This is a genomic window from Rhodococcus yunnanensis NBRC 103083 (assembly GCF_001895005.1).
Classification (GTDB): Bacteria; Actinomycetota; Actinomycetes; order Mycobacteriales; family Mycobacteriaceae; genus Rhodococcoides; species Rhodococcoides yunnanense.
The window spans coordinates 140,259-155,944 of the sequence record NZ_BCXH01000012.1 but is presented as its reverse complement, the minus strand read 5'-3'; the positions used below and the strand labels follow the sequence as shown (position 1 = coordinate 155,944).

Genomic DNA, 15,686 nt, shown 5'->3' with positions numbered 1-15,686 from the left:
CCATGACTATCTCTTCGATTCTGGTCGCCAACCGGGGCGAAATCGCCCGACGTGTGTTCTCCACCTGTCGTCAGCAGGGCATCGACACCGTCGCTGTCTTCTCCGATGCCGACGCGGACTCTCCGCACGTCCGCGACGCGGATGTCGCAGTTCACCTGCCCGGCAACACCTCCGCGGAGACGTACCTTCGCGGCGAGCGTGTCATCGCCGCAGCAATCCGAACGGGCGCCGACGCACTTCATCCGGGCTACGGATTCCTGTCGGAGAATGCCGAGTTCGCGCAGCAGGTACTGAATGCCGGATTGACATGGATCGGCCCCCCGGTCAAAGCCATCGAACTGATGGGCTCCAAGGTCGAGTCCAAGGCGATGATGGCCGACGCCGGGGTGCCCGTCCTGACGCAGCTCGAGCCCGCGGACATCACCGAGAGCCAACTGCCGGTGCTGATCAAAGCGTCGGCAGGCGGGGGTGGCCGTGGCATGCGCATCGTCCGTGAGCTCGCCGACCTGCACTCGGAAATCGAGGCTGCCAAGCGCGAGTCGCTCTCTGCTTTCGGTGATTCCACGGTGTTCGTCGAGCGGTACGTCGAAACCGGGCGCCACATCGAAGTCCAGGTCATGGCCGACCGTCACGGCACGGTGTGGACGGTGGGCGAACGCGAATGTTCCATCCAGCGTCGGCACCAGAAGGTGGTCGAGGAAGCGCCGTCGCCGCTCGTGCAGCGCATCGACGGTATGCGCGAGAGGCTGTTCGACGCCGCCAGGCTCGCAACCGAGGCGATCGGATACGAGGGTGCAGGCACTGTCGAGTTTCTCGCGGACGAGGAGGGCAACTTCTTCTTCCTGGAGATGAACACTCGCCTGCAGGTCGAGCATCCCGTCACCGAATGTACGACGGGTCTGGACCTGGTCGCCCTGCAGATCAGCGTGGCGGCGGGGGACCCGCTTCCGTCCGAGCAGCCCGACACACGGGGCCATTCCATCGAGGTCAGGCTCTATGCGGAGGATCCGTCGCGGGACTGGCAGCCTCAGAGCGGGCCCGTGCATCGGTTCGAGATCCCCGGGGCGGCTTTCGAAGTCCCGAACAGATCGGACGGGAGCGGAACGACCGGAGGTTTCTGCCGGGTGGACTCCGGCGTCGTCAGTGGATCGGTCGTCGGAACGTACTACGACCCGATGCTCGCCAAGGTCATTTCGTTCGCACCGACTCGTGACCAGGCCGCCACCGTATTGGCGAAGTCATTGCAGAAGGCGAAGATTCACGGTCCGAAGACCAACAGGGATCTGCTCGTGAACATTCTGCAGCATCCGGCGTTCCTCGCTGGCGATACCGACACGGCATTTTTCGACACGCACGGTCTGGAGGCACTGTCGCAACCGAGTGCCGATGAGCGGGCCGTCGAATTGTCTGCTCTTGCGGCCGCCCTTGCCGATGCAGCAGCGAACCGGGACAGTGCGGTGGTCGGCAGAGGTCTTCCGAGCGGGTGGCGGAACTTGCCTTCTCAGCCCCAACGGAAGACGTACTCGGATGGATCGATCCGCGGAATCCATTCCCGCGGCGACATCACCGTCGAATACACCCTGGGGCGGTATGGGCTCGTCACCGATCGAGGCGGTGTTTCGCTCGTGTCGAACACACCGGAACGGGTAGTGCTCGACGACAACGGGATTCGGCGCAGCTTCGAGGTCAGCGTGTACGGCTCGCAGGTGTTCGTCGACTCCGCTCTCGGGCCGGTCCGTCTCGAACGCACACCGAGGTTCGTCGATCCCACCGAGGAGATCGCGGCGGGATCGCTGCTCGCGCCGATGCCGGGTAGCGTCGTCAGAGTTGCTGCAGCACAGGGCGACAGTGTCACCGCGGGGCAACCGATCCTGTGGCTAGAGGCGATGAAGATGGAGCACACCGTCACCGCGCCGACCTCGGGGGTGCTCAGCGAACTGAACGTCACCGAAGGCCAGCAAGTCGAGGTCGGCGCAGTCCTGGCAGTTGTCACCGTGTTCGAGAACGAAGGAGAATGATGAGCTTCATCGAAACCGAGGAGCAGAAGGGTCTGCGGACCTCGGTGTCCGCACTCGGCAAGCGATACAACTACATCGACTACGTCCTGCCCAAGGCGCGCCGGGGCGAGCCGTTGACCGAATTGTGGAACGAGGCAGGCAAACTCGGCTTCCTCGGGGTCAACCTGCCCGAGGAGTACGGCGGCGGGGGCGCGGGCATCTACGAACTCGCGCTGGTTCAGGAAGAGTTGGCCGCCCATGGCGCGGGCCTCCTGCTCGTCGTCGTGAGCCCGGCGATCTGCGGCACCATCATCGGTAAGTACGGCACCGAGGACCAGAAGCAGACATGGCTGACCGCGCTCGCCGACGGGTCGAAGATCATGGCGTTCGGTATCACCGAACCCGACGCGGGGTCCAATTCGCATCAGATCACCACAACGGCTCGTCGAGACGGCGACGAGTGGGTGCTGAAGGGCAGCAAGATCTACATCTCCGGCGTCGACCAGGCCGATGCCGTCCTGATCGTCGCGAGAACGGAAGACAGCAGGACAGGGAAGCTGAAGCCTGCGCTGTTCATCGTTCCGACCGATTCCGAGGGCTTCGAGAAGACTCGGATGGAGATGGACATCATCGAACCGGATCACCAGTTCACACTGTTTCTCGACGACGTCAGGCTCCCTGCCGAGGCGCTCGTCGGTGAGGCGGACGCCGCACTGATGCAGTTGTTCGCCGGACTGAATCCCGAGCGCATTCTCGGTGCGGCGATGGCCGTCGGGATGGGTAGGTACGCCATCGACGCGGCCGTGAAGTACGCGAAGGAGCGAACGGTCTGGAAAACGCCGATCGGGGCGCACCAGGGTATTTCGCATCCTCTGGCTCAGGTGAAGATCGAACTCGAACTCGCCCGGCTCATGATGCAGAAAGCTGCGGTCCTCTATGACAGCGGCGACGACTTCGGTGCTGCCGAGGCAGCCAACATGGCCAAGTACGCTGCCGCCGAGGCGAGTATCAAGGCACTCGACCAGGCGATCCAGACGCACGGCGGTGCCGGTCTGACCGAGGAGTACGGACTCGCCGCGATGCTCGGCGCGGCTCGGATCGCCCGCGTCGCACCGGTGAGCCGAGAGATGATCCTCAACTTCGTGTCGCAGCACAGTCTCGGCCTGCCGAAGAGCTACTGATGGCGGTCACCAGCGCGACCGTCGGCGCGATCACGACCCTCACCCTCGATTCCCCGCACAACCGAAATGCGCTGTCGACGGTCCTCGTCGAGGAACTCACGGCAGGACTTCGGCACGCAAGCGAAAATCCCGACGTCCGCGCCGTCGTCCTCACCCATACCGGCGGGACGTTCTGCGCCGGTGCGGACCTGTCCGAAGCAGGAGGATCCGTCGAGAGTCGCACCGCCCAGATGCTCGGACTGCTCCGCCTGATCGTCGAGACCCCGAAACCCGTCGTCGGGAAGATCGACGGCCACGTTCGGGCCGGCGGAGTGGGCCTCGTCGGCGCATGCGACATCGTCGTCGCCGGACCTGGCAGCACCTTTGCACTGACCGAGGCGCGGCTCGGTCTCGCGCCCTCGATCATCTCGCTGACGGTGTTGCCGCGTCTGGACTCACGCGCGGCGAGCCGCTACTTCCTCACGGGCGAGAAGTTCGGTGCGCACGAGGCCGAGGCGATCGGGTTGATCAGCGAGGCCACGCAGGATCCAGACGCCACCCTGGTGGAGATTCTCGATTCTCTGCGGCAGGGGTCGCCGCAGGGTCTGGCGGCGTCGAAAGGCCTCACCACGGCATCGGTGCTCGCCGGGTTCGACGCCCGTGGCCGGCAGTTGTCGGAGCAGTCTGCGAGGCTGTTTGCATCCGAGCAAGCCCGAGAAGGGATGATGTCCTTTCTGCAGAAACGTCCACCCGAATGGGCAGGAGTGAAGCCTGCGGAACAACCAGGGGAGAAGTAGCAAAGATGGTGATGGCGCGTGAACCCAAACAGGACCGAAGTAGAGCCACGCGCCAGCGGCTGCTCGAGGCGACCATCGAGTCCCTGTCGGAACACGGCTGGGGCGCCACGACGGTGGGAGTCGTCGCGGAGCGGGCCGGTGTGTCCCGCGGCGCGACGCAACACCATTTCCCCACTCGTGAAGATCTGATCACGGCGGCGCTCGAGTACATGTTCGATACCCGTATGGAGCACGCGCGCGCCGAGGCCGTCGCGGTTCCGCCTGGCCCTGCGCGCACCGAAGCCGTCGTCGAGCGGCTCGTCGAGTACTACACCGGACCCCTGTTCAAGGCGGCGCTTCAGGTATGGACGGCGGCGGCTGCCGATCCCGAGATGCGTTCGCGGGTACTGCCTTTGGAGGAGAAATTCGGCCGGGTCGCGCACCGGACCGCCGTGGCGCACCTCGGCGCCGACGACTCGGATCCGCAGACTCACCGACTCGTCCAGGCCACTCTCGATCTCGCACGTGGACTCGGTCTTGCCGACGTGCTGAGCGACGACTCACGACGACGCGCCGAGATCGTGCGCGCGTGGGCCGGAGTTCTCGATGCGTCGTTGAAGATCGACGAGGGTGAAATCGTTGTACTGAACGGATGAAATTCAGAATTCGCCGAGCGCGCAGACTCCGGTCGTGATTCGCTTCTGCTCGTGAACCAGGTCCACAGAGGTCATATTTTTCATATCGCCGGAGCGCCGACCGTGGACGGGGCCGCCGATGCGCTCGTCTCCATCGACGACGGCGCACTGGTCGTCGACGGCAGCGGCCGCATCGTGTTCTGCGGTGCATTCGACGAGTTGCCCGAAGATCACGAGAGTTGGACGGTCGTCGACCACCGACCGGGGTACATTTTTCCCGGCTTCATCGATACCCACGTCCATTTTCCGCAGACCTTCATCGGCGACGCCTACGGCGGCGGCCAGCTTCTCGAATGGCTCAACGCGTGCATTTTCCCGTCGGAGTCCCAGTTCGAGGACCCGGAGTTCGCGGCCGCAGCGGCTGTCGCCTTCTGCGATCGACGGATAGCGGCGGGGACGACGCAGGCGATGGTGTTCGGTTCGGCGTTTCCGCAGGCCCAGGATGCCCTGTTCGAGGAAACCCGCAGGCGGGGATTGCGCGTCGTCAGTGGCCGAGGGGTCCAGACGACGGGACCCGAGTCGGCGGCGCGACTGATCACCAGCGAAGAGGACGCCGTCCGACTCGTCTCGGAGGAGATCGAGAAGTGGCACGGCGCCGACACCGGCGACGTCGACACCGCGCTCCTGCATGTGGCCGTCGTACCGCGGTTCTCGTTGGCCGTCACGACCGAGACCCTGAAGAACCTCGGCGAACTGTACGACTCGGTCCGCGACCGCGGTGTCTACTTCCACAGTCACCTGAACGAGAACGACAGGCCGGGAACCGGCGAGGTCGCGACGACCAAGGAGATGTATCAGGTCGACTCGTACCTCGACACCTACGACGGCAAGTTCCTGCCGGGATCGAAGGTCGGTGGCAAGAGTTTCCTCGGCAAGCGCAGCATCCTCGCTCATGCCGTGCACTGCCAGGACGTCGAACTGGCCCGCATGGCCGAGACAGGCACGTCGATCTCCCATTGCCCGACGTCGCAACAATTCCTCGGCTCGGGAACGATGCCGTGGAAGCGGACCGTCGCGTCCGGCGTCACCGTCGCGATCGGCTCCGATTACGGCGGCGGCGACGAGTTCCTGCTGACGCGCGTACTCGGCGACGCCTTCAAGGTGCACATCTCGGAGGCGGGGGACGACGGCATCTCGCTGCATCCTGCGGAGCTGCTGTTCACCGGCACGCTGGCCGGCGCTCGCGCACTCGACATGGAAAACCGAATCGGCAACTTCGACGACGGCAAGGAAGCGGATTTCGTCGTCGTCGATCCTCAGGCCTGGCCGCCGCTGCACGGGTTGATCGAGAAGGGTGTCCGATCGCCGGATCCCGACCTGGCCCGAGATCAGACCCTGTTCGCGCTGCTGATGGCGATGCGCGAACCGGCGATCACCGAGGTGTACGTCCAGGGCCGCCGGATCGACGTGGCGTGATGCTGTCTGCTCCTGCGACGGCGGTCAGCATCTTCCGGCGCGAGGGTGCAGGCGAGGGGTTCACGGCGTGGATCGAACGGCTGCACGCTGCCGCCGCCACGGCGCCCGGTTTCGACAGCGCCCTCGTCTCCACCCCCGACACGAACGGGTTCGACTGGGCCGCCGCAGTGTCCTTCGACTCGGAGGATCACCTGCACAGTTGGCTCGACAGCCCCCAACGGGCCGCAGTACTGCACGACGGCGACGCGAAGGGCCACACCAGGATCAGCACCGACCTTCTGGTCGTGCACGGCAGCGCACCGTCCACCGGCGTCGGCATCATCGCGCACGACGTCGTCGACGGACGTCAGGACGAGTTCCGAAAGTCCCAGGAGGAGCTCGTCGCACTGAGTTCCGGGTTCTCGGGTTTCGAGGGCGCAGTCCTGCTCGGCCCAGGCAAGAGCGCGGACCCCGTGCTCGACGGGACGGCATCGCAATGGATGTCCGTGCTGCGATTCAGGACCGACCGGCAGCTGTCGGCCTGGATGCAGTCCGGCACCCGAGCGGCGGCACTGCCCGAGCTACGCAAGCAGCTGACCGGAGACTTCTCGGTCATCACGCACAACACGCCGTTCGGCTCGATCGTGCGCATCGAAGACGGCAAAGCTCAGGTGACCCCGGACTGGAAGACGGCAATGCTCGTCCTTCTCGTCCTGTACCCGACGGTGATGACGCTGTCCCGATTCGTCGGACCCGTGCTCGACGACGTCGGGGCACCGCCCTGGCTGTCGATGTGGCTCAGCCAGATCCTCAGCGTCGGACTGATGACCTACTTCTTCATGCCCGCGGTGACAGGCTGGTTCCGCCGCTGGCTCGACCCGATCGACGGCGCCTCCCGAAAGGTCTCGATGGTCGGGGCCCTCGCCGTCGTGGTCGTCTACGCCGTCACCCTGACCCTGTTCGCGACCGTCAAGTGGTTGCAGTTCTGGGACTACTTCGACTAGCTGCTTCTCCCACCCCTCCCGTCCACCCTCCCTCCTCCTCTTCCGCAAATGCACGTGCGTTTGCGTGGGTGGGTGGGCTGACGTGGGCGGAATCCCGGGTGTGACGCAAATGCATGTGCGTTTGCGTGGGTGGGTGGGCTGACGTGGGCGGATCCCCGGGTGTGGCGCAAATGCACGTGCGTTTGCGGGATCGGGTGGGCTGGGATGGGCGGGATCGGGTGGGCTGGGGTCCGGGTGTGGGCTGGGGGCGGGCGGACCGGGAGGAGCATGTCGGGCCGCGTGGGTAAGGTCCCTGTGCATGCGGGCGACTGTGATTCTCGGGGTGGCACTCGCCGCACTCGTGGCGGGCTGTGGATCCGGGGACGACGGCGCGTCCGGCCCGCAGGAGACGACCACCACGACCACCGACCCCGGGGCGTCCGGTCCGTTCTTCGGCCAGTGTGGATCGGTCGCGGACGAGGAAGTCCTCGGGGCTTTCGCGGTTCCGGCGTTCACGATGATCACCCGCAACTCGGTGGGATGCGAATGGGAGGTCGGCGGTTTCACCGGCCCGTCGGTCAGCTTCTCCTGGTATCGAGGCAGTCCGATCGCGCGGGAACGAGCCGGCTCCGAATTGATCGGACGTCCCGCCGAGGACATCGAGATCGACGGCCACCCGGGATTCGCCGCAGCGACCGACAACTACCTGTGCGAGGTCGGCGTCGAGTTCGGGAAGGATTTCATGCACTGGTCCGTCACATACGGTGATCAACCTCCGACGGCGGATCCGTGCGTCGTCGCGAAACAACTCGCCGAACTGACCGTGGAGCGGGCGCAATGAGGCGAGTTCTGGCCGCGGTGAGCGTCGCGCTCGTAGCGGGGTGCAGCACCGCCGTGCAGGGCACCCCGACGGCGGCGACTTTCGACGGCTCGGGTGATCCGAATCTGCGAAATCTGCTGACCGAATGCGATGCGGTCGCCGACGATCAGATCGCCGAGACGGTCGGCGGCGACGCGATCGCGCGCGGTTTCTTCGGTGCGATCTGCCGGTGGGACGTGGCGGGGCCGAACGGCATCGTGAAGGTGACGTTCAACTGGTTCGAGAACGGGTCGCTCGATGTCGAACGTGCGACGAACGAGAAGATGATGTACTCGGTGGAAGACGTAACGGTGCAGGGCCGCAAGGCAATTCGCAGCCGACCACCCAACGATCCCGCGTCGTGCGGCGTCACTGCCGGGTCGCCGGACACAGGCGTCGTCGGATGGTGGGTGCAGTACCTGCCCGGGTCCGGATACCCCGATCCGTGCGCGGCGGCATCGACGCTGATGGACCTGACCATCAACCTGAGTAGATAGCACGACCGGGGGCGTTTTGACCCGAGGCCGCGCCGCCGGGTATCGTTATGGGTCGTGTCCGGGCTGACCGGACCGTCTGTGTGCCTATGCGAGGTACAGCCGTGCTCACGTTCGTCTACGAGCGTGCGATGCGGCTGCCGTGTGGGGGTATGCGACACACCCGACCGCGGGGTGCAAGAGACCCGCGGTGGCAGTACTGGAGCACCTGCAGTACCGCAGTGGATGTACTACCGGGTGAGGAGCAGTGTTCTCTTGCTCCAACTGCTAGATCCCTGAGTCTCGATCCAGATGAGACTCGCGACACGAAGAAAGCCGGTTCATGCCAACTATCAACCAGCTGGTCCGCAAGGGTCGCACCGACAAGGTGCGGAAGCTGAAGACCGCTGCACTCAAGGGCAGTCCTCAGCGTCGCGGTGTATGCACTCGCGTCTACACCACCACGCCGAAGAAGCCCAACTCTGCTCTCCGTAAGGTCGCGCGCGTGCGCTTGACCAGTGCGGTAGAGGTCACTGCCTACATCCCCGGTGAAGGCCACAACCTGCAGGAGCACTCCATGGTGCTCGTTCGCGGTGGTCGTGTGAAGGACCTCCCGGGTGTGCGCTACAAGATCATTCGCGGCTCGCTCGACACCCAGGGTGTCAAGAACCGCAAGCAGGCTCGCAGCCGCTACGGCGCCAAGAAGGAGAAGAGCTGATATGCCACGCAAGGGCCCAGCACCCAAGCGGCCGCTGATCAACGACCCGGTCTACGGGTCTCCGTTGGTCACGCAGCTCGTCAACAAGATCCTGATCGACGGCAAGAAGTCGACCGCAGAGCGCATCGTCTACCAGGCGCTCGAGCAGGCTCGCGAGAAGACCGGCACCGACCCCGTCGTCACGCTCAAGCGTGCACTCGACAACGTCAAGCCGGCCCTCGAGGTTCGCAGCCGTCGCGTCGGTGGCGCCACCTACCAGGTGCCCGTCGAGGTTCGCCCCGGCCGCTCCACCACACTGGCACTGCGCTGGTTGGTCACGTTCTCTCGCGCTCGTCGTGAGAAGACCATGGTCGAGCGTCTGGCCAATGAGTTGCTCGACGCCAGCAACGGCCTCGGTGCCGCTGTGAAGCGTCGTGAGGACACCCACAAGATGGCAGAAGCCAACAAGGCGTTCGCGCACTACCGCTGGTGACTTCCTGTCGGAGGGATGTGGCGAAACTTTCCATATCCTTCCGGCGTTGTACCTAGTACCTGGACCGGCCTGATTCTTTTCATCGCTGGACCAGTCCCACTTCTTCGACTTACAAGGCGGGATGAATTCCGTGGCACAGGACGTGCTGACCGACCTCAACAAGGTCCGCAACATCGGCATCATGGCCCACATCGATGCTGGTAAAACCACCACTACCGAGCGCATCCTCTTCTACACCGGTATCTCGTACAAGATCGGTGAGGTCCACGACGGCGCAGCCACCATGGACTGGATGGAGCAGGAGCAGGAGCGTGGCATCACGATCACCTCTGCTGCCACGACTTGCTTCTGGAACGACAACCAGATCAACATCATCGATACCCCCGGCCACGTCGACTTCACCGTCGAGGTCGAGCGTTCGCTTCGCGTCCTCGACGGCGCTGTCGCGGTGTTCGACGGCAAAGAGGGTGTCGAGCCGCAGTCGGAGCAGGTGTGGCGTCAGGCCGACAAGTACGACGTTCCGCGTATCTGCTTCGTCAACAAGATGGACAAGCTGGGCGCGGACTTCTACTACACCGTGCAGACCATCATCGATCGTCTCGGTGCCAAGCCGCTGGTCATCCAGCTGCCGATCGGCGCAGAGAACGACTTCGAGGGCGTTATCGACCTCGTGCAGATGAAGGCTCTCGTGTGGAGCGGCGAGACCAAGCTCGGTGAGAAGTACGAGATCCAGGAGATCCCGGAAAACCTCAAGGAGCGCGCAGACGAGTACCGCACGCAGCTGCTCGAGACCGTGGCCGAGTCCGACGAGGCGCTTCTGGAGAAGCACTTCGGCGGCGAAGAGCTCACGATCGACGAGATCAAGGGCGCCATCCGCAAGATGACGGTCAACAGCGAGCTGTACCCGATCCTGTGTGGATCCGCGTTCAAGAACAAGGGCGTTCAGCCCATGCTCGACGCGGTCATCGACTACCTCCCGTCTCCCCTCGACGTTGCCGAGACCATCGGACACGCCGTCGGCGACGAGGAGAAGGAGATCAAGCGTCTGCCTTCTGCTGACGAGCCGTTCGCAGCTCTCGCGTTCAAGATTGCGACGCACCCCTTCTTCGGCAAGCTGACCTACGTCCGGGTGTACTCGGGCAAGGTCGACTCCGGCGCTCAGGTCATCAACTCGACCAAGGGCAAGAAGGAGCGTCTGGGCAAGCTGTTCCAGATGCACTCCAACAAGGAGAACGCAATCGCGACGGCTTCGGCCGGTCACATCTACGCCGTCATCGGTCTCAAGGACACGACGACGGGTGACACGCTCTGCGATCCGCAGAACCAGATCATTCTCGAGTCCATGAGCTTCCCGGACCCGGTCATCCAGGTCTCGATCGAGCCCAAGACCAAGTCCGACCAGGAGAAGCTAGGAACAGCTATCCAGAAGCTCGCCGAAGAGGATCCCACCTTCTCGGTCAAGCTGGACGAGGACACCGGCCAGACCGTCATCGGCGGGATGGGCGAGCTCCACCTCGACATCCTCGTGGACCGCATGCGTCGCGAGTTCAAGGTCGAGGCAAACGTCGGCAAGCCGCAGGTTGCTTACCGCGAGACCATCCGCAAGACGGTCGAGAAGCACGACTACACCCACAAGAAGCAGACCGGTGGCTCCGGCCAGTTCGCGAAGGTCGTCATCAAGCTCGAGCCTTTCGAAGGCGAAGACGGCGCGACGTACGAGTTCGAGAACAAGGTCAGTGGTGGTCGTGTGCCGAGGGAGTACATCCCTTCGGTCGACGCCGGAGCGCAGGATGCCATGCAGTACGGCGTCCTCGCCGGATACCCGCTCGTCAACGTCAAGCTCACGCTCCTCGACGGTGCGTACCACGACGTCGACTCGTCGGAAATGGCCTTCAAGGTCGCCGGCTCACAAGCGTTCAAGGAAGCCGCAAAGAAGGCCGGCCCTGTCATCCTGGAGCCCGTCATGGCCGTCGAGGTCATCACGCCCGAGGATTACATGGGTGAGGTCATCGGCGACCTGAACTCCCGCCGTGGTCAGATACAGGCCATGGAGGAACGCAGCGGTGCCCGTATCGTCAAGGCACTGGTTCCGCTGTCGGAGATGTTCGGCTACATCGGAGACCTTCGGTCGAAGACTCAGGGCCGAGCTAACTACTCCATGGTGTTCGATTCCTACGCCGAGGTTCCCGCGAACGTCGCGAAGGAAATCATCGCGAAGGCCACCGGAGAATAATTTTCTCCCTGGCTGGACACGCTGTATCTGTTAGACCGCACGACCATGCAGTTCAAAAGAGCTGTAAGACAACCGTATTGCTGCATACCGCAAGCACTTATCAGTCCAGGAGGACACACAGTGGCGAAGGCGAAGTTCGAGCGGACGAAGCCGCACGTCAACATCGGGACCATTGGTCACGTTGACCACGGCAAGACGACGCTGACGGCAGCTATCACCAAGGTTCTGCACGACAAGTACCCGGACCTCAACGAGAGCTTTGCGTTCGATCAGATCGACAAGGCTCCCGAAGAGAAGGCTCGTGGTATCACGATCAACATCTCGCACGTCGAGTACCAGACGGAGAAGCGTCACTACGCTCACGTCGATGCTCCCGGTCACGCCGACTACATCAAGAACATGATTACCGGCGCGGCTCAGATGGACGGCGCGATCCTGGTCGTTGCAGCAACCGATGGCCCGATGCCGCAGACGCGTGAGCACGTGCTGCTCGCCAAGCAGGTCGGCGTGCCGTACATCCTCGTAGCACTCAACAAGGCCGACATGGTCGACGACGACGAGATCATCGAGCTCGTCGAGATGGAGGTCCGCGAGCTTCTCGCTGCGCAGGACTTCGACGAGGACGCACCGGTCATCAAGGTGTCCGCACTCAAGGCCCTCGAAGGCGACGAGAAGTGGGCCGAGAGCGTTGTCGAGCTCATGCAGGCCGTCGACGATTCCATCCCGGACCCGGTCCGCGAGACGGAGAAGCCGTTCCTCATGCCCGTCGAGGACGTCTTCACCATCACCGGTCGTGGCACCGTCGTCACCGGACGTATCGAGCGCGGCTCGGTCAACGTCAACGAAGAGGTCGAGATCGTCGGCATCCGTCCCGGCTCGACCAAGACCACGGTCACCGGCATCGAGATGTTCCGCAAGCTGCTCGACTCGGGCCAGGCAGGCGACAACGTCGGCCTCCTCGTTCGTGGCATCAAGCGCGAAGACGTCGAGCGTGGACAGGTCATCATCAAGCCGGGCACCACGACTCCCCACACGGAGTTCGAGGGCAACGCTTACATCCTGTCCAAGGACGAAGGCGGCCGCCACACGCCGTTCTTCAACAACTACCGCCCGCAGTTCTACTTCCGTACCACGGACGTTACGGGCGTCGTGACCCTCCCCGAGGGCACCGAGATGGTCATGCCTGGTGACAACACCGAGATGACTGTCACGCTGATCCAGCCGGTCGCCATGGACGAGGGCCTGCGTTTCGCAATCCGCGAGGGCGGTCGTACCGTCGGCGCCGGTCGCGTCACGAAGATCATCAAGTGATCTAGCTTCACCCAGCTCCACCACAGCGGCACTCACCTTCGGGTGGGTGCCGCTGTGCTGTGTCTGGGTGGCGCGGCGTACTAACCGGTGTTCGCGGTGACGGCTGCGCTGGCGACGGAGGCGGAACCGGTCGATCCGCGGCCCTGACCGTCGACGTGGACCTGCACGCGCAGGGCGACGGGGTGGCCTTCCACGGTCTGGGCGACGAACTCGGCCCTCCGCTCGACGATGCGGGTGAAGGTGTCGATGTCTATGTGCGGCGTCGTCCGGACGGTGACGGCCAACGTTGCGGTTCCTCGGTCGTCGATGGCCCGACCGCGTGCGGAGAGCACTTCGGGGAACGTCGTGAGTTCCGATGCAACTCCGCGGGCCAGTGCGGACAGGTCGACGCGTACTGCGAGGAACTCGTCGGAGGCGATCTGCAGTGTTCCTGTGCGCCGGGGTGACAGGTTGCCGATCAGCAGGGCGATGGCGACGACGGTCCCGACGACGGCGGTTGCGGCCAGGACGCCCTGCCACCAACTCTGGTTCGGGAAGTCCGCGAGGGCGTCGCGGTCGAAGCGCGCGAGCATGGTTCGTGCGAACGGAACTTCGAAGTACCACGCGAGCGCGAATGCCCCGCCGAGAATCAGCGCCAACCCGGCGACGACGACGAGTAGGCGATCGACGGCTGCCGTCACCCTTTTCACGAGTGCCCCTGCTTGACGCGAACTCGAACTCGTCTGGTGTCGGCCAGCACGGCGAGTGTCGGAGCGACCGCGTCACGCACTGAACGGGTGAGGGTGTCGTCGTCGGTGACACTGCCCGATCGATGGACGTCGATGGTGACCAGCCTCTTCGTGACCGTCGTGCGTGCGGATTCGCATCCCGGCACGGTGCCGGCGTGATCGCTGCACATACGGGCGACGTCGGTGGGGCGAAGCCACACCATCGGTGACGCCGACGTCGGCGAGGTCGCACCGGTGTGTGTCCTGGTCCGTGGTTCGAGTCCGATGACGACCAGAACGAGGCCTGCCACGGCAGCCGCGACGGCGGCGGTGATCATCCACGGTGCCCAGTGAACCCCCGCGGCCCAGTCGACCGCGTTCTGCACCCAGCGTGCGCCGTCGATGGTGCCGTGCACGATGAGGAACTCACGGCCTGCAACGAACGCGAGGCCGAGCAACGCCACCGCCGACACGAGAGCCACCGGCAACGCGGCAGGGTTCGCCGTCGGGGGGCGCGGTCTCGGCGCAGCGGCGGCGGGTTCGCTCGAAACAGGTTGTTCTGCATCGTCTGTGCACGAGGTAGCGGCGACGACGACGTTCGATCGGTGCAACGGTAAGCCGACGATGCTGTCCAGGGCGCGCGCGACTGCGTCGTGTACGGCAGTGGACACCTCGGAGATTCGGCACGGCCACGCCACGGCGATGAAGAGGTTCACCGACACGGAATGCTCGCCGACGGATACGTCGGCGCGTGGCAGTTCTCGCCCGGTCAGGCGGGACAGCCCGCCGATCTGCCGGACAACCGTCGGTACCGACAGCGCGGCCGCGACGGCAACTTTCTCGATCGCCCGATCCTTGATGACGAGCGTGCCGGGCCCGCCGGTGTCGACCGCCGTCTCGTCGACCAGGAGAGTGTCGGGTCCTTCGGAATCAACCACGGCCACGGCTGCGCAGCAACGATGTCAGGTCGAGCCGTCCGTCGAAGTGGGCTCCGATGGCGACGCCGACGGCTCCGAGGAACAAGGCGAGAACGAATCCGCTGAAGCCGCCGATGATCCCGGCGAGTGCAAGCAGGAGGCCGGTGAGCAATCCGGCGAGTGTGTAGGTCATGACGACGCTCCTCGCGAGTGGGCGATCACGTCTTCGACGGTGACCGAGACGGGCACCGGGACGTGGGGTGCGACTGCGGCGAGGACTCCACGGGCGACTCCGTTGACGTCGCTCGGATAGTCGGCGCTGATATGGATGTCGCAGTACTGGGAGTCGATGCGAACTCCGACGACCTTTCGGCCGGGAAGATAGGTCGCCACCTCGCCGAACTCACCGCCGTGCAACCCTGCGACCCCGGCCACGCTCAACGTGATGGCGGCGACGGTATCGGCGATCTCGACGTCGGTCACTGCACGCGGGGGCGAGTGTCGTTGTCGAGGCCCGTCTCGGAGTCGTCGAACAGCATGACGTCGTAGACGGTGATGTTCACTTCGGTGACCTCGAGGCCGGTCATTCGTTCGACGGCCGTGATGACGTTGCGTCGAATTCCTGCCGCCAGCTCGTGCAACGCGACGCCGTATTCCGCGACGATTCCGATGTCGATGGCGGCCTGCTTCTCACCGACCTCGACGGCGACACCCTGACTGTGGTTAACGCGGGCACCGGGGATGCGGTCACGGAGTGCGCCGACCGCACGCGCTGTTCCGCCGCCGACGTCGTACACGCCGTTGATCTCGCGGGTGGCGATGCCGGCGATCTTCGCGACCACCGCGTCCGCGATGATCGTGCGCCCCTGCGTTGTGGTCAACGCTGCCGAGCCTGCGGCTGCGTAGCTGGGGTCTGTAGTCATGATGTCGATCGTAGACGCGCACACCGTCAGCGGTAGGCCAGTGGAACGTGTTTCTCTTCTGGTAGAG

At 64.5% G+C, this 15,686-nt stretch carries 17 protein-coding genes; 12 read left to right on the top strand and 5 right to left on the bottom strand.

What is annotated here, in order from left to right; translation table 11 throughout:
- Positions 1-2: 2 nt before the first annotated feature.
- The 12 genes from RY1_RS19125 to tuf all read left to right on the top strand — a co-directional run bounded on the left by RY1_RS19125 (position 3) and on the right by tuf (position 13,072).
- A complete protein-coding gene (locus RY1_RS19125) occupies positions 3-2,018 on the top strand; it encodes an acetyl/propionyl/methylcrotonyl-CoA carboxylase subunit alpha (protein WP_072805606.1) in 2,016 nt (671 codons plus the stop codon).
- Positions 2,018-3,178 (top strand): acyl-CoA dehydrogenase family protein, encoded by a 1,161-nt coding sequence (locus tag RY1_RS19120; protein WP_072805605.1) that lies wholly within the window; start codon positions 2,018-2,020, stop codon positions 3,176-3,178. The genes RY1_RS19125 and RY1_RS19120 overlap by 1 nt, the downstream gene beginning before the upstream one ends.
- Positions 3,178-3,954 carry an enoyl-CoA hydratase family protein gene (locus RY1_RS19115; protein WP_072805604.1) on the top strand — a complete coding sequence of 259 codons (777 nt, stop codon included), beginning with the start codon at positions 3,178-3,180 and terminating at the stop codon, positions 3,952-3,954. Before RY1_RS19120 ends, RY1_RS19115 begins: the two co-directional genes overlap by 1 nt.
- Before the next feature lie 11 nt (positions 3,955-3,965).
- Positions 3,966-4,589, top strand: a complete 624-nt coding sequence (locus RY1_RS19110) for a TetR/AcrR family transcriptional regulator (protein WP_072805664.1) — start codon at positions 3,966-3,968, stop codon at positions 4,587-4,589.
- Positions 4,590-4,640: 51 nt separating this feature from the next.
- A complete protein-coding gene (locus RY1_RS19105) occupies positions 4,641-6,044 on the top strand; it encodes a guanine deaminase (RefSeq protein ID WP_072805603.1) in 1,404 nt (467 codons plus the stop codon).
- Positions 6,044-7,027: a putative antibiotic biosynthesis monooxygenase gene (locus RY1_RS19100; RefSeq protein ID WP_072805602.1), complete on the top strand. Its 984-nt coding sequence runs from the start codon at positions 6,044-6,046 to the stop codon at positions 7,025-7,027. The genes RY1_RS19105 and RY1_RS19100 overlap by 1 nt, the downstream gene beginning before the upstream one ends.
- A 298-nt stretch (positions 7,028-7,325) precedes the next feature.
- Entirely contained in the window at positions 7,326-7,847 is a 522-nt protein-coding gene (locus RY1_RS19095) for a DUF3558 domain-containing protein (protein WP_072805601.1), read from the top strand.
- A complete protein-coding gene (locus RY1_RS19090) occupies positions 7,844-8,362 on the top strand; it encodes a DUF3558 domain-containing protein (protein WP_072805600.1) in 519 nt (172 codons plus the stop codon). The genes RY1_RS19095 and RY1_RS19090 overlap by 4 nt, the downstream gene beginning before the upstream one ends.
- 319 nt (positions 8,363-8,681) lie before the next feature.
- Positions 8,682-9,056: a 30S ribosomal protein S12 gene (rpsL, locus tag RY1_RS19085; protein WP_072805599.1), complete on the top strand. Its 375-nt coding sequence runs from the start codon at positions 8,682-8,684 to the stop codon at positions 9,054-9,056.
- Position 9,057: 1 nt separating this feature from the next.
- Positions 9,058-9,528: a 30S ribosomal protein S7 gene (gene rpsG, locus RY1_RS19080; RefSeq protein WP_072805598.1), complete on the top strand. Its 471-nt coding sequence runs from the start codon at positions 9,058-9,060 to the stop codon at positions 9,526-9,528.
- 130 nt (positions 9,529-9,658) lie between these two features.
- Complete coding sequence (gene fusA, locus RY1_RS19075; protein WP_072805663.1) at positions 9,659-11,761, top strand: elongation factor G; 2,103 nt, start codon at positions 9,659-9,661, stop codon at positions 11,759-11,761.
- 120 nt (positions 11,762-11,881) lie between these two features.
- A complete protein-coding gene (gene tuf, locus RY1_RS19070) occupies positions 11,882-13,072 on the top strand; it encodes an elongation factor Tu (RefSeq protein ID WP_072805597.1) in 1,191 nt (396 codons plus the stop codon).
- A gap of 80 nt (positions 13,073-13,152) precedes the next feature.
- Here tuf and RY1_RS19065 read toward each other — a convergent pair whose 3' ends face one another.
- From RY1_RS19065 to RY1_RS19045, 5 genes are read right to left on the bottom strand one after another with little or no spacing between them, the layout of a single operon-like run.
- Entirely contained in the window at positions 13,153-13,761 is a 609-nt protein-coding gene (locus tag RY1_RS19065; protein ID WP_245819753.1) for an Asp23/Gls24 family envelope stress response protein, read from the bottom strand.
- A complete protein-coding gene (locus RY1_RS19060) occupies positions 13,758-14,717 on the bottom strand; it encodes a DUF6286 domain-containing Asp23/Gls24 family envelope stress response protein (protein WP_245819752.1) in 960 nt (319 codons plus the stop codon). Before RY1_RS19060 ends, RY1_RS19065 begins: the two co-directional genes overlap by 4 nt.
- Complete coding sequence (locus RY1_RS19055) at positions 14,710-14,889, bottom strand: DUF2273 domain-containing protein (RefSeq protein WP_072805594.1); 180 nt, start codon at positions 14,887-14,889, stop codon at positions 14,710-14,712. Before RY1_RS19055 ends, RY1_RS19060 begins: the two co-directional genes overlap by 8 nt.
- Entirely contained in the window at positions 14,886-15,179 is a 294-nt protein-coding gene (locus RY1_RS19050; RefSeq protein ID WP_072805593.1) for a hypothetical protein, read from the bottom strand. The genes RY1_RS19055 and RY1_RS19050 overlap by 4 nt, the downstream gene beginning before the upstream one ends.
- Entirely contained in the window at positions 15,176-15,619 is a 444-nt protein-coding gene (locus RY1_RS19045; RefSeq protein WP_072805592.1) for an Asp23/Gls24 family envelope stress response protein, read from the bottom strand. The genes RY1_RS19050 and RY1_RS19045 overlap by 4 nt, the downstream gene beginning before the upstream one ends.
- Positions 15,620-15,686 lie beyond the last annotated feature (67 nt).

What these genes read in the sequence shown, in the direction of transcription:
- RY1_RS19125 (WP_072805606.1), top strand. Translation starts at nt 3, where the DNA reads ATGACTATCTCTTCGATTCTGGTCGCCAACCGGGGCGAAATCGCCCGA.
- RY1_RS19120 (WP_072805605.1), top strand. Translation starts at nt 2,018, where the DNA reads ATGAGCTTCATCGAAACCGAGGAGCAGAAGGGTCTGCGGACCTCGGTG.
- RY1_RS19115 (WP_072805604.1), top strand. Translation starts at nt 3,178, where the DNA reads ATGGCGGTCACCAGCGCGACCGTCGGCGCGATCACGACCCTCACCCTC.
- RY1_RS19110 (WP_072805664.1), top strand. Translation starts at nt 3,966, where the DNA reads ATGGCGCGTGAACCCAAACAGGACCGAAGTAGAGCCACGCGCCAGCGG.
- RY1_RS19100 (WP_072805602.1), top strand. Translation starts at nt 6,044, where the DNA reads ATGCTGTCTGCTCCTGCGACGGCGGTCAGCATCTTCCGGCGCGAGGGT.
- RY1_RS19095 (WP_072805601.1), top strand. Translation starts at nt 7,326, where the DNA reads ATGCGGGCGACTGTGATTCTCGGGGTGGCACTCGCCGCACTCGTGGCG.
- RY1_RS19090 (WP_072805600.1), top strand. Translation starts at nt 7,844, where the DNA reads ATGAGGCGAGTTCTGGCCGCGGTGAGCGTCGCGCTCGTAGCGGGGTGC.
- rpsL (WP_072805599.1), top strand. Translation starts at nt 8,682, where the DNA reads ATGCCAACTATCAACCAGCTGGTCCGCAAGGGTCGCACCGACAAGGTG.
- rpsG (WP_072805598.1), top strand. Translation starts at nt 9,058, where the DNA reads ATGCCACGCAAGGGCCCAGCACCCAAGCGGCCGCTGATCAACGACCCG.
- RY1_RS19055 (WP_072805594.1), bottom strand. Translation starts at nt 14,889, where the DNA reads ATGACCTACACACTCGCCGGATTGCTCACCGGCCTCCTGCTTGCACTC.
- RY1_RS19045 (WP_072805592.1), bottom strand. Translation starts at nt 15,619, where the DNA reads ATGACTACAGACCCCAGCTACGCAGCCGCAGGCTCGGCAGCGTTGACC.